12 protein-coding genes are annotated in these 20,601 nt (G+C 35.9%); 4 read left to right on the forward strand and 8 right to left on the reverse strand.

The genetic code is table 11. The features are described from left to right. Window positions 1-50 precede the first annotated feature (50 nt). Window positions 51-917 carry an AraC family transcriptional regulator gene (locus tag OLM51_RS18005; protein ID WP_264551980.1) on the reverse strand — a complete coding sequence of 289 codons (867 nt, stop codon included), beginning with the start codon at window positions 915-917 and terminating at the stop codon, window positions 51-53. A 456-nt stretch (window positions 918-1,373) separates the two neighbouring features. On the opposite strand from OLM51_RS18005, the gene OLM51_RS18010 reads away from it, so the two are divergent. The 4 genes from OLM51_RS18010 (at window position 1,374) to OLM51_RS18025 (ending at window position 8,779) form a co-directional block, all read left to right on the forward strand. After that, window positions 1,374-3,866 (forward strand): prolyl oligopeptidase family serine peptidase, encoded by a 2,493-nt coding sequence (locus tag OLM51_RS18010; RefSeq protein WP_264551981.1) that lies wholly within the window; start codon window positions 1,374-1,376, stop codon window positions 3,864-3,866. Window positions 3,867-4,080: 214 nt separating this feature from the next. Continuing rightward, the gene (locus tag OLM51_RS18015) at window positions 4,081-5,088 is read left to right on the forward strand and encodes an isoaspartyl peptidase/L-asparaginase family protein (protein WP_264551982.1); all 1,008 of its coding nucleotides are present in this window, start codon (window positions 4,081-4,083) and stop codon (window positions 5,086-5,088) included. A 34-nt stretch (window positions 5,089-5,122) separates the two neighbouring features. Next, a complete protein-coding gene (locus OLM51_RS18020; RefSeq protein ID WP_264551983.1) occupies window positions 5,123-6,571 on the forward strand; it encodes an alpha-L-fucosidase in 1,449 nt (482 codons plus the stop codon). Window positions 6,572-6,652: 81 nt separating this feature from the next. Further along, on the forward strand, window positions 6,653-8,779 hold the full coding sequence (locus OLM51_RS18025; RefSeq protein WP_264551984.1) for an alpha-L-fucosidase: 2,127 nt from the start codon (window positions 6,653-6,655) through the stop codon (window positions 8,777-8,779). Between the two features lie 88 nt (window positions 8,780-8,867). Here OLM51_RS18025 and OLM51_RS18030 read toward each other — a convergent pair whose 3' ends face one another. The 7 genes from OLM51_RS18030 to OLM51_RS18060 form a co-directional block, all read right to left on the reverse strand. Further along, window positions 8,868-11,111 (reverse strand): GH92 family glycosyl hydrolase, encoded by a 2,244-nt coding sequence (locus OLM51_RS18030; RefSeq protein ID WP_264551985.1) that lies wholly within the window; start codon window positions 11,109-11,111, stop codon window positions 8,868-8,870. A 6-nt stretch (window positions 11,112-11,117) separates the two neighbouring features. Further along, the gene (locus OLM51_RS18035) at window positions 11,118-12,602 is read right to left on the reverse strand and encodes an alpha-L-fucosidase (protein WP_264551986.1); all 1,485 of its coding nucleotides are present in this window, start codon (window positions 12,600-12,602) and stop codon (window positions 11,118-11,120) included. Window positions 12,603-12,617: 15 nt separating this feature from the next. Next, the gene (locus OLM51_RS18040; protein WP_264551987.1) at window positions 12,618-14,939 is read right to left on the reverse strand and encodes a glycoside hydrolase family 20 protein; all 2,322 of its coding nucleotides are present in this window, start codon (window positions 14,937-14,939) and stop codon (window positions 12,618-12,620) included. 305 nt (window positions 14,940-15,244) lie between these two features. After that, window positions 15,245-16,324, reverse strand: a complete 1,080-nt coding sequence (locus OLM51_RS18045) for a putative glycoside hydrolase (protein WP_264551988.1) — start codon at window positions 16,322-16,324, stop codon at window positions 15,245-15,247. Window positions 16,325-16,331: 7 nt separating this feature from the next. Then, window positions 16,332-17,399: a carbohydrate-binding family 9-like protein gene (locus OLM51_RS18050; protein WP_264551989.1), complete on the reverse strand. Its 1,068-nt coding sequence runs from the start codon at window positions 17,397-17,399 to the stop codon at window positions 16,332-16,334. Between the two features lie 7 nt (window positions 17,400-17,406). Further along, window positions 17,407-18,372 carry a glycoside hydrolase family 130 protein gene (locus OLM51_RS18055; protein ID WP_264551990.1) on the reverse strand — a complete coding sequence of 322 codons (966 nt, stop codon included), beginning with the start codon at window positions 18,370-18,372 and terminating at the stop codon, window positions 17,407-17,409. Window positions 18,373-18,555: 183 nt separating this feature from the next. Further along, window positions 18,556-20,433, reverse strand: a complete 1,878-nt coding sequence (locus OLM51_RS18060) for a sodium:solute symporter family protein (protein WP_264551991.1) — start codon at window positions 20,431-20,433, stop codon at window positions 18,556-18,558. Window positions 20,434-20,601 lie beyond the last annotated feature (168 nt).

Here is a 20,601-nt window from a genome sequence, read left to right on the forward strand (position 1 = left end):
CAAAAAAGGCGTTTCACGTATTTATAACAACCTTATTAGTTTATACAGTACTAAACCAAAGTATTTTTTCGGTATTCTTTTGGAGTTGTTCCAATTAATTTCTTAAACAGTTTATTGAAGTTTGAGGCTGTTTTATAACCGCATTCATAGGCAATTTCAGAAATACCCAAATCGGTTTCAATTAAATATTTACAAGCATTTGAAACTCTGATCTCATTTAAATATTCTACAAAAGGTTTTTTGGTTTTGGCTTTAAACATTCTGCAAAAAGATGTTGGCGTAAGATTGGCAATTTTAGCGATTTCATCCAGCGAAATCTCTTCTTTGTAATTGGACTTCACATATTTAAAAACCTCTGCAAGCCTGTCGCTTTTATTATCTTCATTGACGGATACATAAGAGTTATCGTTAATATATCGAAGGTCTTTACTTTTAGACAAAAGAAATATAATTTCAAGTAGTCCCATTACCACTTCAAAACCTTTCTTATGAAGCAATTTGCCCATTTTTTTAGCAATCAGAGTATTGGTTTCTCCCGAAATAGAAACTCCTTTCATAGCCTGAGAAAAAAACTTTTTTACCTCCTGGGCTTCCGGTAACTCATAAAAAGAATTACCAAAAAGATCTTTGCTAAAATAAATTACAATGGCTTTTGCTTTCAGACTATTTATTCCTTTATAAAAAATTTCATCATTAAGCCATACATGCGGGATATCATCTCCAAGAAAAACCATATCACCGGGTTCAAAAGATTCTACAGAATTGCCTATAATTCTCTTGCCATGACTTTCTAAAATATACACCAGTTCAAATTCAGGATGCGAATGAAAAGGCGACTGAAAAAACGACTCCTCACGAGAAAATACAGACAGTGATGTATTGGTATAGGAAGCTATGGTAGTCTTAACAATTTTCATTTTCAGAATAGCAATGATAATTAATAATTAAATAATGATAAAATTGAATTAATTACTAAATTAATTTAGATATAATTTTATTTTTTCACAAAAAACAAAAATAACAAAAAATACATATCATATTACTAAATCGATTTACTTAGCAAAAAATAGATGCGCTAAATCTAAAAAATGGCGGTAATTTTGGTTTCTAAATTGTTAACAGTACGTTTAAAAATTCCTGTTTAAGCCTTATAAATAGGCCAAACACAAAATTTAATGAGCTTAAAAGCAACGTGTTTTTATAAAACAGTAAGGTTAAATGAATTAGCAAGTGATTTCTTTAAAAAAAAATTCACCTCTGTTATAAACAAGAAAAAAGCTCCAAATAGGCAATCGCTTCATGTACAGAAAAAAGATATAAATCAGATTTTTTTTAATCTGAAAACATAAAACAAAACATCTAAAATTAAAAAAATGAACAAAGGACTCTTAATTTTCCTGCTCGCTTTAGGTACAAATTGTATCTCACAGACAAAAGCTACAGGAAATGTAGTTGAATATTTCGGAAAGGAAAAAATTGTAACCACGGCCGAGGGAAGTGTTTTATATCATTTCAGCGAAGGCTACACACTTCCTGCCGATAAAAAAAGCGGAACCCTTTTTAATGGGCAAGATCCTGTTGCCTGGCAATATGCCGTGGGAAAATTTACAAACCCAAGTAAACAAAAAGGAGACTGGCTTCCTCTAAAAGTAGATACTGCGGGAGTATTTAGCGGGAAAGAAATGAAATCGGCTTTTCTTTTTACGGAATACAATTCGCCAAAAGAACAAATCGTAATTCTGGAAACTACCGGCGGAACCCGCACTTATATAAACGGTTTTCCTCATGAAGGTGATCATTATGATTTTGGCTATACTTTAATCCCGTTCAGACTCAAAAAAGGTTCGAATGAATTTGTTTATACCAAAGGACGTTTTGGTCGTGTAAAATCAAAAATTATTGTGCCTTCAAAAAGCATTCAGTTTACCAAACGTGATTTGACACTTCCCGATGTTATCAATGGCGAAAAGGACGAGAAATGGGCTTCTGTTCGCATCATAAATGCTACTGAAAAAGAACTAAAAAACCTTGTGATCACGGCAAAATTATCAAGCGGAGAAACGGCTATTTATGCAACAGATAATATTATACCATTGTTTGTTCGCAAAGTAAAATTTAAAGTTCCGGCTGCAAAAGACAATTTTACAGGTGAATTAAAAATAGAACTAACCCTTACAGATAAAAACGGGAAAGTACTGGATAAAACCGAATTTCCTATTCAGCAACGCTCAGCAACAGTACACCATGAACGCACTTTTTTAAGTAAGGTCGATAATAGTGTACAATATTACAGTATTGCTCCTGCATTGGGAGAGGGACAAAAAGCATTGATTTTATCGGTTCATGGTGCTTCGGTCGAAGCGCGAAATCAGGCAAGAGCTTACAAACAAAAAGACTGGGCACATATTGTAGCCGCCACCAATCGTCGTCCGTTTGGTTTTAACTGGGAAGACTGGGGAAGAATCGATGCGCTGGAAGTTCTGGAAGAAGCTAAAAAGGTTTTTAAAACGATTCCGGCTCAAACCTATCTGACAGGACATTCTATGGGCGGACACGGAACCTGGTTTCTTGGAACTACTTATCCGGGTAAATTTGCAGCAATTGCTCCGTGTGCCTCTTATCCTGACATTTCGATGTACGGATTTGATAAAGGTGATGAAATGCACGATCAATACAAAGCTTATGAATCCATTAAACGTTCTGCTAATTCCGGTCGTGTAAAAAGCCTTGTACAAAACCTAAAACAAGCAGGTGTTTATATTCTTCATGGCGATGCCGATTCTACTGTTCCGATTTCACAAGTACGGGAAATGCGCCAGATTTTAGGAACTTTCCATCCTAATTTCTGTTATTATGAGTATCCGGGCGGCGAACACTGGTATGGTGATCATTCAGTAGATTGGTTTCCTATTTTTGAATTCTTTAAGCGCCAAACGATTCCGGCAAACAAAGAGGTTAAAGAAATTGATTTTAATACCGCTACTCCACAAGTTTCATCTACAGATTATTGGGTAAAATTGCAACAGCAAATTCGTCCGTTTGATTTTTCAAATATTACCGCTAAAATTGACAAACAGCAAATTAACATTAAAACTAAAAATGTTTCGATAATGGAAGTTGATCTGGCTTCATTGGATTTAAAAGATGAAATCACTATCAATATTGATGATCAGATCCTAAAAGCACCATCTGATAAAAAAGTAATTCTGGCTCTGCAAAGTGAAAAATGGGCATTCGTAAACGAAATCGATACGTCTAAAAAATATGCAGAACGTCAAGGCGGATTCAAGTTTGCATTCAATAACAATGTTGTTTTTGTTTATGCAACCGACGGTTCTGCCACCGATCGCGAATGGTATTTAAACAGAGCACGTTTTGATGCTGAGACTTTCTATTACAGAGGAAACGGAAGCATTGATGTGATTGCTGATAAAGAATTTTCTTTGGAAAAATATAAAGATCGAAATGTAATTATCTACGGAAATGCATCGAATAATAGTGCCTGGAAATTGGTTTTGAAGAATTCACCAATACAGATTGACAATCAACAAGTAAAAATTGGCAGCAAACTATTAAAAGAAGATGATTTGGCCGCCTATTTTGTTGTTCCAAGAAACGACAGCAAAACTGCAATGGTTGGTGTTGTTGCCGGAACTTCTGAAAAAGGAATGAAAGCCACGTGGGCAAACAATTATATTTCGGGAATTACTGGTTTTCCTGATGTAATGATTTTTAAAGCTGATTTACTTTTAAACGGTTTACCTGATATGAAAGTAAGTGGTTTCTTTGATAACGACTGGACAACTAAAACTTTAGAATTCTTCGACACTACAGATCAAAATATAACGGCAAAAGCAGCAAATTAAAAATTTAAGATTCGAAATCGAGGTCCAAAAAATATTTTACTAATACGATTTAGTAATTCAAATAAAACGCTTATTTTTAGCAAAAAAAGACATCGAATCAAATGAATATCATTGATTTAACAAAAGCATAAACAATCATTTTAAAAAAACAGTGTTTGCTTACAAAAAGAATCCATTTTCTATTTTTTTAAGTATTCAGATTAAATAAAAAAACATGACAAATCGCAGAAATTTTCTAAAAACAACTGCAATAGCATCAGCTGCTGTAGTATTAAACCCTTTTGCGGGAAATGCGAAAGAGACTAAAGAGGAATGTAATGATTTTGCTGATGGAAAAGTGAGAAAACCAATTGTACTTTCTACCTGGCGTTTTGGTTTACAGGCTAATGAAGCAGCATGGGAAGTATTAAAAAAAGGTGGACGTGCCTTAGACGCGGTAGAAGCCGGAGTTAAAGTTCCTGAAGCTGACCCAAAAGAAAGAAGTGTGGGATACGGAGGAAGACCTGATCGTGACGGACGTGTAACACTTGATGCCTGTATTATGGATGAGCTATCTAATATTGGTTCTGTAGGATGTCTGGAACATATTAAACACCCTATTTCTGTTGCTCGTGCCGTAATGGAAAAAACACCTCACGTTATGCTGGTTGGCGATGGGGCACTTCAGTTTGCCTTATCACAAGGGTTTCAAAAAGAAAACTTATTAGTTCCGGATTCCGAAAAAGAATGGAAAGAGTGGTTAAAAACTTCCGAATACAAACCAATTGCCAATATCGAAAATCATGATACGATCGGAATGATTGCTCTTGATGCTGCCGGAAATCTTTCAGGCGCCTGTACCACAAGCGGAATGGCTTTCAAAATGCACGGTCGCTTGGGCGATTCCCCTATTATCGGGGCAGGATTGTATGTAGATAACGAAATTGGAGCTGCAACTGCAACAGGACATGGCGAGGAAGTAATTAGAATTGCGGGCTGTCATCTTGTAGTTGAATTAATGCGTCAGGGAAGATCTCCGCAAAAAGCCTGTGAAGAAGCAGTTCTAAGAGTTGTTAAACTGATGAAAAACAGAAATAAGGATTTAAAAGATATTCAGGTTGGATTTATTGCTTTGAATAAAAAAGGAGATTATGGCTCTTATTGCGTTCAAAGCGGTTTTAACTATGCTGTTTATGATCAAACCGGAAATAGATTAATTGATCCGGAATTTTATTTAAAATAGCGAATAACCAAAAAACCGAAATAAGAAAACCAAAATGAAAAACAAATTCAAGTTACTATTTACAGCCTTAATCTGTGCCAGTGGATTTTCGCTTCAGGCTCAGGGTGATTTCAGTATGAAAGCAGACCAATCTGAAGAGGCCGGCTATATCTGGACAAAAGATTCACAGGTAAAAGCCAATCTTGACAAATGGCAGGGTTATAAATTTGGAGTATTAATCCATATGGGACTTTATTCTCAATTGGGTACTGTAGAATCCTGGGGACTGGCTCCGGAAGACTGGGTAACCAGAGATGGTTATGATGATTACTATAAATATGCCACCGATTACAGAAATACAAAATACAAACTAAACCCTACGAATTTGAATTCTGAAAAGTGGGCGAAAATGTTCAAAGGTGCGGGAGCTAAATATATGATTTTTACCTCCAAACACCATGATGGTTTCTGTATGTATGATTCAAAATTTACCGATTTTAAAATCACCAATCCGGAATTGCCTTATGCTAAAAATCCAAAAGCCGATGTATTAAAAGATGTATTGGATGCTTCAAGAAAAGAAGGTTTAGCTGTTGGAGTTTATTACTCCAAACCAGACTGGACAACTGAAAATTTCTGGTGGTCGTATTATCCCCCAAAAGACAGAAATCCTACTTATGATATTAAAAAATTTCCGGATCGCTGGAAAAGTTATGTGCAATACACACAAAATCAGCTGAACGAACTGACTACAAATTACGGAAAAGTAGATATTCTCTGGCTGGACGGATGCTGGGTTCGACCGCTATCCACTATCAACAAAAAAGTAGAAGAGTTTTGCAAGTATCCTTATGATATGGATATTGACATGAAATTGATTTCTGAAACTGCCCGTAAAAAACAACCAGGAATGTTGGTTGTAGATCGTTGGGTTCCGAGTGAATACGAAAATTATTTAACTCCAGAACAAAAAACACCCGAAAAACCTTTGACTGTACCATGGGAAAGCTGTATTACCTTAGGCGGAGCATGGGGATGGGTGCCAAATGATCATTACAAATCATCTAAAGAAGTGATACAATTAATGACCAATATTGTAGTAAAAGGCGGAAACTTATTACTGGGTGTTGGTCCGGATGCTAAAGGAGAATTTGATCCTAAGATTGAAAATACATTGGCTAACGTTGGAAAATGGCTGGCAGTAAACGGTGAAGCTATCTACGATACCAAACCTGTTGCACCCTATCTGGACGGAAAAGTGGGTTATACTCAAAAAGGAAATGCAATTTACGGAATTTACATGCCTGCAAAAGACGAGAAAGAATTGCCCGCAGAAATCACAATTAAGACGGGAATGAAAGGTAGTTTAAAAGCTGCTTTATTGTTTTCTAAGCAAAAATTGAAAAGTAAAAAAACTGAAGACGGAATTACTGTTACTATTCCAAATGAGTTGAGAACATCTTTAGCAACTCAGGAAGCGGTGGTTATTAAAGTCACTCCATAATTCAAAATTATTTAGAAATAATCAGTCAGCAGTTTTCAATCTCCTGACTGATTTTTTCTTAAAACTATTCACAAATAAAAGATGAAAAAACTATTATTAACAATCTTGGGATGTTTTGCCTTTTTGTCCATGACGGCTCAAAAATTAAACGCTCCAGCACCATATGGAGCTTTGCCAACCGAATCTCAATTGCGCTGGCAGGAACTGGAACAATATGTTTTAGTACACTTTACTCCTACCACTTTTCAGAATAAAGAATGGGGATATGGAGATGCTGATCCTAAAATTTTCAATCCGGTAAAATTTGATGCAAATCAAATTGTGAATGCTGCCAAAGACGGGGGTTTTAAAGGCGTTATTTTTGTTGCCAAACATCACGACGGGTTTTGTTTGTGGCCAACCAAAACAACAACATACAATATTAGCGCAAGTCCTTTTCGCAACGGAAAAGGTGATATGGTAAAAGAATTTGAACTGGCGGCACATAAAGCAGGAATGAAATTCGGACTTTATTGCTCTCCATGGGACAGAAATAATGAAGAATACGGAAGACCGGAATATGTAGAAACATACCGAAATCAATTAAGAGAATTATATTCAAATTATGGTGATTTATTTATTACCTGGTTTGATGGTGCCAATGGTGGAGATGGTTATTATGGTGGTAAAAAAGAAAAACGAAATATTGATCGCTCTACCTATTATGGTTGGGACACGACTTGGGGAATTTCTAAAAAGCTGCAGCCGGGAGCTGTTATTTTTGCAGATAATGGCGATGTACGCTGGGTAGGAAATGAACAGGGTTTTGCAGCAGAAACTTCCTGGGCTACTTTTACACCAGAACCAACTGCCGGAAAATTAGTTGCTGCTCCGGGTGAAACCAATTCGGAGAAAGCACCGGAAGGAACACGCAACGGGAAATTCTGGAAACCTGCCGAATGTGATGTACCACTTAGAAATGGCTGGTTTTATCATTCTAACGAAGATAATCACGTAAAATCAGTTTCTGAATTATTTGAAATTTACTGTAAATCTGTTGGAAGGGGCGCCGGAATGGATATCGGGCTAGCACCAAATACAGATGGTTTATTACATCCAAATGATGTTAAGGCTTTAAAAGATTTTGGTGATTTTCTAAAGCAATTATTTGCAGATAATCTTGCTCAATCAGCTGTGATTACCGCATCGGAAATCAGAGGTGATAATCAAATCTTTTTTGGAACCAAAAATCTGACTGATAATGACCGTTACTCGTATTGGGCAACCAATGATGAGGTAAAAAAAGCCTGGCTGCTTTTAGAATGGAAAAAAGAACAAACGTTTAATATCATTCGTTTAAGAGAAAATATCAAACTTGGTCAGCGTATTGAAAAAATCGAAATTGATGCTTTTATCAATGGAATCTGGAAAAAAGTAGGCGAAGCTACAAGCATTGGTGCCAACCGCTTGGTACGTTTACCCAATTATGTTACTACAACAAAAATGAGAGTTCTTATTAAAGAATCTCCCGTTTGTATTGCTTTAAGCGATATTGGCGTTTTTAGAGAGCCGGAACAATTACCTCTTCCAAAAATTAAAAGAGACAAAGACGGAAACGTTTCGATTACTACTGAAACAACCGTAAATCAAATTCGCTATACAATTGACGGAACAGAACCTACAATTCAATCTCCAGTTTATCAGGGTATATTTTCATTTTTATCATCAGGTGATATTAAAGCCAAATCTTTTGGAACAGACATGAAAGCTGGCGAAACCGTAATTCAATCTTTTAATATTTGCAAAAAAGACTGGAAAGTAGTTACTGCGACTTTTGAAAATGAGGAAAAGGAAAAAGCATCAAACACTATCGATGAAAATCCGGAAACTTTTTGGAGTACCGCCGAAAATACCTCATTAACGCCTTTACCACAATATGTTGTTATTGATATGGGACAAGAAATAGAAATCGCTGCTTTATCCTATTTGCCGCGCCAGAATGGAGCAGGCGGAATGGTGAAAAATTACCAATGGGAAGTAAGTACAGATGGTACAACATGGAAAACTGCTGCCGAAGGTGAGTTTGCCAATATAAAAAGTAATCCGACAGAGCAAAATATCATTTTAAGAACACCGACAAAAGCCCGATATATTAAATTTATAGGAAAAACTACTATCGAGGGAAATTATCTTTCTGTGGCTGAACTGGGAGTAAAAACAACGAAATAAAGTCGTTTCGTAAATCAGAATTATAATAAAAAAACAGGCCGTTCAAAATGAACGGCCTGTTTTTTTTATTGTACTCTTTTTGATGCTTTTATTCCTGAATCACTTTTAATGTTGTTCCGTTTACAAACTCATCATGTGAAATAAAATAACTGTTAAGGCTTTTTCCGTTTAACTGAATTTCTTTGATTTTTCCCTGATTATTGATTTCTCTTTCAATTACAATATTTTCTTTCTTGTAATATTTTGGATCCAATTTAATCGTTATTTTATCAAACATTGGCGTTGTAATAGTATACAATGGATCTCCTGGTGATATTGGATAAAATCCCATCATTGAATACACCAGCCAGGCAGACATGGTTCCTGTATCATCATTTCCTGGTAATCCTTTTGGTTCATTTTTGAAATATTCTGTCACTAATTTCTTTACCATTTCCTGACTCTTCCATTCCTCTCCTTTTACGTAATTAAATAAATAAGGATAGGCAATATCGGGCTCATTTGCCATATCAAATTGTTTGATATCAAAAACTTTTTGCAATTGATCAGAGAAAGGTTTGTCACCTCCCATTAATTTTATCAATCCTTTGATATCATGTGGTACCATAAAAGCATATTGCCATGCATTTCCTTCTATAAAACCTACATTTGCCTGAAAATTGGCTCCCGCTACGGGATCAAAAGGTTCATACCAATTGTCTGTCGCTGTTCTTGGCCTTAGTAATTTTAAATCTTTATCGTATAATTTTCGGTACGATAAAGAACGTTTAGTAAAACGTTTATAGTCTTCTTTCTCGCCTAAGGCTTTCGCCAAAAGTGAAATCGCATAATCTGAAGTATTATATTCCAGCGTTGTAGAAACAGGTCCGGCATAATTAGTGGACAAATATCCTTTATCAAGATATTCTTTAAGTCCGGGACGCAAAGGATTTTCTTCAATTTGATCAGCACCTTTTAGCATTGCATGGTAAGCCTTGTAAATATCAAAATCCTGAATTCCTTTTAAACAGGCATCTACAATAACGATACTTGCCGGATCTCCCACCATAGTAAATGTTTCTGTCGAATTTAATTCCCATTTTGGCAGCCAGCCGTTTTCATCATACATTTCCAACATGCTTTTTATCATATCCGATTGTTGTTTCGGGTAGACTAAAGACATTAGCGGATGCATGTTTCGGTACGTATCCCAAAGCGAAAATACGGTGTAACGTGTGCCCATGGTTTTACCAATTGAGCTTCTTTTTATTTCGGGATATTCTCCATTTACATCATTTAAAACATTTGGGTGTATTAAAGTATGATACAAAGCTGTGTAAAAAATAGTCTTATCTTCTTTTGTACCACCTTCTACCAAAATTTTAGAAAGTTCTTCGTTCCAGTCTTTATAGGTTTCTTTATAAATTGCATCAAATGATTTGCTTCCGGCTTCTTTTTCGAGGTTTTCACGGGCATTTTGTATGCTTACGTAGGAAACCCCAATTTTAACCTCAACGACTTCTTCTTTATCAAACTGATACGAAAAATAAGTTCCAATACTATCTCCAACAACAGTTTTTACGGTATTGTCCATCATTCTGGTTTTTCCGTTATATCCCATCCATTGTGCCTCTACACCCTCATATTTAGGTGTTTTTTTCCAGACTCCAAATTTAGTTGCGGGTTTGGAAAACTTTGCCACAAAATATACCGGATATGCGTCTTCGGGACTATTGTAACAAAAAGAACCAACGCTTCTCATTCCTTCAATTTCAGTCGAAGAAACTACTTTTACCATCGCGCCTTCTTCGTTGGTTAATCCTAAACCAAGATTCAGCAAAATATTCGATTTCCCTTTCGGAAAAGTAAATTTGCTTACTCCTACTCTTTTTGTAGCAGTAAATTCTCCCTTTACTTTGTATTTATCAATACCTACGCTGTAGTAGCCTGCTTTGGCAACTTCTTTAGAATAAGTAGAACCGTACTTCAAATGATTGGTTTCAACATTTCCGGTCGTGGGCATTAACAAAATAACCCCTAATTCCGGACAGCCTACGCCACTTAAATTTACCTGACTAAATCCGGTCAGAAATTTATTTTCATTTACGTATGGGTTCGACAGCCACTGACTGTCTTTTTCTAATGGTTTATTTTGAGGCCCGGCAACGTTAAACGGACTAATACTCGCCATTCCTCTTGGTGCAATTGGTCCCGGAAAAGTCGCTCCAAAATTTGAAGTTCCGATAAATGGGTTTACAAAATCTGCCGGTTCCTGCCCAAAAACGGTTATACTAAAAAACAGCAGGCAAAAAGCACATGCTGTTTCTATCGTTAGTTTTGCATTACAAATCATAAAATTTTATCTGTTAATCGCTTCAATCTTAAGAGTCCAGGCTTCTTTACATGGCAAGTTATTCCTTATACTCTCGGGAATTGTCACTTTAAATCCTTCTGCAAATTTAATCCATTGTAATTGTTTTTTGCTACCCAAAAGCGTGATTTTTGTTCCTTTTGCGGGATTAATAGATTTTACGATAATCTCTGAAGGAATCTTATTTTCTCCGTCTTTTGCCAAATAAAACAAGAATACATTTCCGGCTTTATTTTGTGTCATACAAATATTGTCTTCTTTATACGGTGCAATTGGTTTTGTATCATAAATTGCGGTACTGTTTACTTGCATCCAGTCTCCGTAAGCGGTCAATAAATCATATGCGCCCTGCTGCCATTCGCCTTCCGGACTTGGTGCAATATTCAATAATAAATTTCCGCCCTTTGCGACTACATCGATCAGCATATGAATTCCTTGTCTTCCGGTCAGGTATTTTGCATCGGGAGTATACGACCATCCACCACCAGAAGTAATACATGATTCCCATGGATAAGGCAATGTTTTTTCGGGAACTCTGTTTTCCGGAGTCAGGTAATTTTGATTTTTACCATGAACTGCGCGGTCTACAACTATCAAGCCCGGTTGCTTCTGACGTGCTTTTATCACCAGTTCATCCATTTTAGGATCCTGATCGACAACTCTGTGCTTTATAAATCCGTTTTTAGATTCGTTTTCTGCAAATTTATCAGCATAGTTTTCTTTAATATTCTGTAAATCTCTCTTTTTAACCCAACCTCCATCTAACCATAAAATATCTACTTTGCCATAATTGGTCAAAATTTCTAAAATCTGATTGTGGGTGAAATCAACATATTTCTGCCATTTTTCAGGATATAAAGACGGATCATAATTTACATTCCTGTCAAAAGGAGGAAAATAAGGATCCCAATAATTTTCGTTGTGCCAGTCCGGTTTAGAAAAGTAAGCTCCCGTTGACATATTCTCGTTTCTAAAAGCGGTAAAAACTTCTTTTAAAATATCGGCTTTTGGATTGGTATGGAAAGGACAATCTTTATCAGTTACTTTATAATCTGTATATTTTGAATCAAACATGGTAAATCCGTCATGGTGTTTTGTGGTAAAAACCATGTATTTCATTCCGGCTGCTTTTGCTGCCTTTGCCCATTTTGAAGGATCAAATTTTGTTGGATTAAATGTTTTCTTCAATCCTTCATACTCTTTTACATATTGGGTATAATTACCGGGATTACTTCCTTTTTTTCGTTCACACCAGCCATAATCTTCCGGACATATAGACCAGGATTCTACAATTCCCCATTGGCTGTAAGTTCCCCAATGCATTAGCAATCCAAACTTCTTGCCTTGCCATTGCTCCAGATTTTTTAATACTAAAGGATCCGTTTCCGGCACGTAGCGTTCATCTTCGTAAATAGCCTGCGAAAACAGTTGAACAGAAAACAATAATGCGATTATCAATATTCCTTTTTTCATATTGTACGTCGTTTTTTAATTGACTAAAATTTCATCCACAAATAGCCATGAACTTTCACCTCTTGGACTCTTTCTTAGATTTGCTCCAATTACTTTTACATATCGGACATTTTGTTTCTGAAAACTAATTTTGAAATCTTTCAATTCTGAAATTGGATTTGCAGCATATGGGCGTGATACTTTACCCACTTCTTTATAATTAATTCCGTCACTGGAAATCAGTACTTTTATTTGTATCGGAAAAAAAACTCCTGCGCCCTGACTTTCCAATGTTCCTACTATAACCTGTTGTATGCTTTCCGGTTTTTCAAAATCAATCACCAGTTCCATATCATTTACCAGCCATGCCTGCCATTGTCCGTCATGGAAATTTTTAGATCCCCGAATGGTATTTACCATCGTAAAAGGTCCATCACCTTTGTAGTTGTTATTAAAAGGTGTCAAATAATTTACTTTATGTGCCATCGCTTTATGAAACAAAATGGTATCTGTAAAAGTCTTTCCTACGGGTTTGTTGTCCTGAAACAAAGACGCTTTTAGAACTGTAGTTTCTTTAAACTGAATTGGATTTGTATATTTTTCTGCGTTATGATCGATATTTTTGTCTCCCAAAACATAACGAATATCCGGATTCGGAAATTCATTTTTCAACGTCACATTGATTTGTTTTTTAGCCAAATCTGCTGTAGAAGAAGCCGTAACCAGATAAGCGCTTTTTGCATAATTGATTCCCAGATAATCGTAACGTTTAAATTGTTTAGCAAGTCTTGTACTGAAATCATTCCAATTACGATTTTCTTTAGAACTCCATAAAACCTCTGATAAAGCGGCTAATCTTGGAAAAATCATGTACTCAGAATCTTTTGGTCCTGCCAGATGTTCTGCCCATAAATTGGCCTGTCCGCCTAAAACATGATTGGCTTCGGCAACCGTCATTGTTGGTACAACAGGATCAAATTCGTAAACTTTATTTAATGGATTATAAGCATCAAAAGCTAAAGGCTCTTCGTTTTGTGGTCCCTGATAAAAATTAAAATAGCAAGGTGACTCTGGTGTCATAATCACATCATGTCCTTGTGCAGCTGCCTCAGTCCCTCCTTTGGTTCCTCTCCAGCTCATTACTGTTGCTTCAGGAGCTAAACCTCCTTCTAATATTTCGTCCCAGCCAATTAATCTTTTGCCTTTAGAATTGATGTATTTTTCCATTCTTTTTACAAAATAACTTTGCAGTTCATGCACATTTTTAAGGCCTTCATCTTTCATTCTTTTTTGACAATGCGGGCATTTTTCCCAATTGGTTTTGGTTGCTTCATCCCCTCCGATATGAATATATTTTGAAGGAAAAACGGTCATTACCTCATCTAATACATTTTGCAAAAACTCAAAGGTTGTTTCTTTTCCTGCACAATAAATATCGGTAATAGGCCATAATCCGCCTGACGGTACTCCAATACGCTGATCAAAACAAGCCAGTTCAGGATAAGCTGCAATGGCACTGCTTACGTGTGCCGGCATTTCTATTTCGGGAATAACTTCAATATTTTTCGATGCTGCATATTTGACAATTTCTTTTAATTCTTCTTGTGTTAAGAAACCACCGTATGTTCCTTTTTGATCCGGATTTGTAACCAGTCTCGCGTTCCAGGATAAATTTTCCTGATCGACTCTCCATGCCCCAACTTCTGTTAATTTTGGGTATTTCTTAATTTCAATTCTCCAGCCTTGATCATCTACTAAATGTAAATGCAAAACATTCATTTTGTGCATTGCCAGACGATCAATTGTAGAAAGAATATAATTTTTATCAAAGAAATGGCGTGATAAATCAAGCATCAAACCTCGCCATTGAAAACGTGGTTCATCAATAATCGTCACATTAGGAATTTGCCATTTTGCAGATGTAATTGCATATTTACTTTCTATAGCAGTAGGAAGCAATTGTCTGATAGTTTCTAAACCGTAGATAAATCCGGCATTTCCGTTGGCGGTAATAGTAATACCATTTGTATTTACGTCTAATTTATAGGCTTCTTTATGAAATAAAGGGTCGGCTTCAAACTTGATATAATTGCTCTTTGGGGCTTTTGCAGCAAGTACGGGACGCCAGCCAGCTGCAACTCCAAATTTGTCTATTAAAGCATTTGAAATGTCTTTCTGAAAATCGGTGCCGGCAACAAAAGTGGTATTTTTAGAAAACTCAAAAGACCCCGGATTTAAAATCATCTGATTTGGTTTCGGAATGATTTGGATATCATTATCTAAGTTTTTTTTCTGACTATAACCCGAACTTAAAACAGCTAAGAAGATTAAGACGAATAAGGGTTTTAATACTCTCATAATTATTGATTCAAAGAGGGTGTTTAAATTGGTATTGATTTTTTTTGTCTTTTAATAGATATTTTCTATTGTCTATGCATGCCAACTGTCTCTATCTTATAATTTGCTCTGAATGATATTTCTGACACAGAGAGAAATACAATTTTAAAGTTAAAACAAAAGCGGTTATTTCTGTTTTTTTTATGCCAAAACGGAATAACCTGCTTAGTACTTAATTAAAGAAAAACCGCAACAAAAACCCAATAACTAACCAATATTATTAATTTTCCTTATTATGCGGTTTGTTCTTTAATATAACTAAAATCTTATTTTAAACTGGCTTTTGTTTCTTTGATGGTTTTAAAATTACTGGCAGACAAAGCGTTTCCATCGAAAAAAGAAACTCCGATTGCTCCGTTTTCTTTAGCTAATAAAATAGCTTCTTTTAGTTCTGCGTCATTCTTTAATCCGGGAACATAAATTCCGGTGTTGATTTTTGTTTGTTTATCTTTTAAATCGGCAACACCTTGCTTGGTAGCATATCCAACCCAGTCAATTTCTTCATCGTAAAAGCTGTGGTAAATCATTGGATATACCTGATCGATATTCCATTTATCCCAACGCTGGCGCACCATATGATCTGCCATTTCAGGGTAAGGAAATACCGCCGCTGTTAATTTTTTATTGTGTTTGTGTGCGATATCATAAGCATCGTTCACTACTGTCTGAATGGCATTTAACCTGAAGTTTTTCCACTCCATATCAATTGAAGTGTTATGGCTTTCTTTTGGATTTTTGTGGTGTATTTTTTCAAATGCTTTAACGCATTCATCACAATAACAGAAATCAAATTGTGGTAATTCTACATCCTGAACCAAATTGTATTTTGGAAGTAAACTAATTGGCAGGAAAATATCCGGGAAACGAATGTAATCTAGGTGCACGCTTTCGATTCCTTCTACTTTTGCCAGTCCTTCAACCAAAGCTAAAACGTGTTCTCTGGATTCTTTTCGGGTTGGGCATAACCATTGGTAGTAATCTACATAAGGGCGGTTGTCAAAACATGATTTTCCTTCTTTACTTACCTGATACCAATCCGGATGCTGAAGTGCAATAGAATCTCCCGGTCTGTTCATTGCCATAATCCAGGCGTGTACTTTTAAGCCTTCTTTTTTTGCCAAAGGCACTAATCTTGCCAAAAGTTTAGGGTCTGTAGAAGTATTAATTAGAACCTCATCGATTCCACCGTCTTTGTATTTTTTAAATTCTTTTGTGTAATCTGCATCTGATTTTTTAGCATCTGCAGTTGTCCAGACACCAAATTTAAAGGTGGTTTGTTCTTCTTTTTTGGCACATGAAAAGATACTGAAAGCCAATAAAAAAAGTAATAGTTTTGGTAGTTTCATAGTTGGTTTATTTTGAGATTATTTTACCGTCCTGCCTTATAATAAAGGTTTGGTTTGAAAAAGGACTTTTTACTGTGATATTATATCCCGAAGCATGGTTTTCTACTACTGGTTTTAGAATTTTGTTGTCGACTACGATTGGTTCTTTCGTAAGATCTGCAATTGATTTTGCCCAGACTTTATGCTTTTGATTGTATTCTTTTTGAGCTCTGTATAAATTATAAAGCTCCCATTTGACTTTTTCGTCCTGTGGAATTGTAAAGTTGTCTTTTCCTTCTTTTGAAGAGAAGTAAACATAGCCCCATTTTTCGGGTTCATGCATATTGATCACACCCATTGGCGACCAGACCCAGTTGTACTCTGGCAGAAACTTTCCTTGGGCATCTTTTTTGCGTTCGTACTGGCCATCAACAATAGAGTGCTGCCAGTTGACTCTTGAAAAATTGACTCTCCAGAATTTATCTACAGGAACATTTTTGTCAAAATAAGATGTTTTGTAAGAGGCCCACGGAATTGCCATTTCCAGCACCCAACCCTGATCTGTATCGTTTGGATTGTTTAAGGTTCCGTTTATTTTTACAGCCGATTTTAACCCCGGAATGTTCCAGTCGTTTAAAACAACAATATCATCTTCGCGATAAGGTTTGGTTAAAAATAGATCCCAAGCTGTGTTTAAGGCGTTTATTTCCAGTTCGTAATAATTAAAAGTGTCACTGTCAGGATCTATAAAAACCTCAAAATCATTGTTGTAAAAAATGATAGTATCGCGTTGTTTTAAATTGGCCCAAACATGCGGTTCTTCCATTTTTGCCAAAATGTAAAAATTAGTTTCATCCCAAAGCATTTTTACTTTGGTGGCATATTTGGGTTTTATACCATTTTCGATATCTTCAAAAAGGTCTGTCCACTCTGTTTTATTCCAGGAAATATCGGCTTCATCTCCGTCAATTGTAATTGGAGTGGCTGTTTTGGTCGCCACATAGGTTTTGGGCACAATCGTTTTTTTGGATTGTGCATATCCAGTTATTGAAAAGAATCCTAAAGCGACTGCTAAACATTTAAATTTCAGACTCATCTTTTTGCTATAAACTGTTATCTTTTGTAAACTGAACTACTTCACTTAATTTACCAAAAGCAATTGCCACAACGGTATCTGCCGCGCCATAATAAACCGCTAATTTATCTTCTTCTGTATCGTGCAAAGCAGCACATGGAAATACTACATTTGGCACATCGCCAACCTGCTCATAAAGTTCTGCAGGCCCCAATAAATAAGGTTGTGTTCTGTATTTTACTTTGTCTGGTGAATCAACGTCTAAAAGTGCTGCTCCCATTGCATATCTAAAGCCGTTGCAGGTATTGATAACGCCATGATAGATCATCAGCCAGCCTTCGTTGGTAAGAATAGGAATCGGTCCTGCTCCAATTTTCGTACACTGCCAGGCACTGTCTTCAAAAGGTGTTGGTTTCATTACCAAACGGTGTTCTCCCCAATACTTCATATCGGGACTATAACTAATCCAGATATCTCCAAAAGGCGTATGCCCATTATCACTTGGACGGCTTAACATGGCATATTTTCCATTTATTTTCTGCGGAAACAAAACTCCGTTTCTGTTGAATGGTAAATAGGCATTTTCGCATTGAAAAAATTCTTTAAAATCAAAAGTATATCCAATACCAATTGTTGGTCCGTTGTAACCATTACACCAGGTAATCCAGTAGCGGTCTTCGATGAAAACAACACGCGGATCATATTTGTAAGCAGACTCGATCATATCTGTATTACCGGCTTTCATTTTGATTGGTTCATGATTGATATCCCAATCAATTCCATTTTTACTAAAACCGGCAAAAATATTCATTTGAACGGCTTTATTATCACATCTGAAAACTCCTGCAAATCCATCTCCAAAAGGAACTACAGCACTATTAAAAACACTGTTTGAGGATGGAATGGCATATCTTTCTATAATGGGATTTTGAGAATATCTCCACATTACATCATTACTGTTTTCGGGTCTGTCTTGCCAAGGAATACTGCTCATTTTTTTATTTTTTAATTTATTGTTTTTCTTTTCTTTTAGTGAAACACATAGAAAACATAGTTTTTACAATTTTAAAAAAGGGGCATTAGTTTCTACAAAATAATTCGTTATGTGTGGAGTACTTTTCTTTTGTATCACTACTTCTTTAAACATAAAAACGTATGTTTCTAAGTGTTTAATTATTTAATCCTCTATTTTTCTAACTCTGTCCAGCCATGTAAATTTCAGGATTGTGGTTGTTGCCAAAAAGACGATTAATGCTGTTATTGCTTTTGGATAGTCTTTGATAATAAAGAATATCGGAAGCAAAATCATACTCGATTGCCATATAATCCCGATCAGACAATTCAACATATCTCTGCCAAAATCTTTATTTTTTTCGAAAGTGTGATCTTCTGCTTTTAGTACTTTGTAAACCGGATTCCAGAATCCCCAAGGTCTTACATTAGAATAAAAAGATTTTAAAACTTCCATATCTGTTGGCTTACTCAGGAAGGTTCCTAAAACACAGCCCAAAATTGAAAAACCAAAGATTAAAGGGAATAAATAGATGGCCTGAACATGTGACAGGTTGTATAAAAATGAGCCTTCTGTTAAATTCCCCTGATTCTGACCCAGAATAAATTGTAATGAAGCGATTATTAATCCGGCAAACATTCCCCAGAAATAGCCCCAGCCATTAAAACGCCACCAAATCCATTTCAGGAAATTTGCGGCAACGTAACCGCCATATAAGGCACTGGTTATCCATAAGGTTAATGAATTGATGGAGTCTGCAAAGAATCCCATGAAAACTCCTAAGCCTACAACTAAGAAAGACGAAATCTGACTTACTTTGATATAGTGCGCATTGGTTGCTACAGGTTTGAAATACTTTTTGTAAATATCATTTACGATATAAGCTGGTCCTGCATTTACAAAAGCAGAGAATCCGGACATAAAAGCAGCTAATAAACCAGCTAATAAAAGTCCTTTTATTCCAACAGGAATATATAAATTAACCACTTTTGGCATTAGCAATTCTAAATCGGCTCCGGTTAGACCTGTATTTGCATTAAGCTCCGGTGCCAGATTTACCAGTGCAATTACCACAATTCCGGTGATTAATAAATATCTTGGAATGAATAAAATCAAGTTGGTAAAGCCGCTCATGTAAGCTGCTTCTTTTACAGATTTGGTCGAAAGAATTCTTTGTAAATCATAACTTGGCGTTGGTCCTGCAACACTTGCAAAAAACCCTTTGAATAAAGTCATCCCGATAAAGGCACCAAACATTTTGTAACCTTCAGAATCGATTAAATTATTGAAGGTTTGAAATTTATCGCTCCACTGGGTTTCAAACTGCCAGCCGAAAAATACATTTTTCCATTCTTCGGTAATTACCGAGTTGATCTGGATATCTGTATAATTTACAAACGCATATCCTGCAATTAATGTTCCCGCAGTAATCATGATTAAATACTGCACTACTTCTGTAGCAACAACAGAAAACATTCCGCCTTTTACAGTATAAATTGTCGTTAAAAATATAATAAGTAAAGCATAAGAACGCTCTGAGGTTAATACAACTAAGTCTCCATATTGAAGCGTTAAATCCCATGGAAGAATAATAGTGACAAATTTCCCTATTCCTTCAAAAAAATAGGCAATAAACCCAATTGTAGAAATGATTGCAAAAATGGCCACAATAATGTGGGATGCTTTTCCGGCTCTGTCGCTTCCAAAACGGGTCAAAATCCATTCTGAACCTGTCATTACTTTTGATTTTCTAATCCAGACGGCGAGAAACATCATTACAAAAATCTGGTTCCATATCGGCCAAAGCCACATAAACATGAAACTTTTTACTCCGTATAAAAAAAGTACTCCAATCATCCAGGAAGTCCCGGAAACATCAAACATTCCAGATCCGTTACTTAATCCTAAAAAATACCATTTGATTGTTTTTCCGCCGAGAAAATAATCATCTAAACCTTTTGATGCTTTTCTTGAAATCCAGATTCCTATTCCTACTGATAGCACAATGTAGGCTATGATGATTGCTATGTCAATGATATTCATTAATCTTTATTATTATTTATTGGTTGGGTTAATTGTATTTCGTGCAGATATTATCAGAGTCGATGGTTAGTCGCTCCTAACGGAAAGTTTGCGTTTGTGAAGAAATTAATCTTATATTGATTTTAATATTCTAAGGAAAAATCTGTTGATAACGCGGTATTGATTTTT

Source organism: Flavobacterium sp. N2038, from assembly GCF_025947185.1.
Classification (GTDB): domain Bacteria; phylum Bacteroidota; class Bacteroidia; order Flavobacteriales; family Flavobacteriaceae; genus Flavobacterium.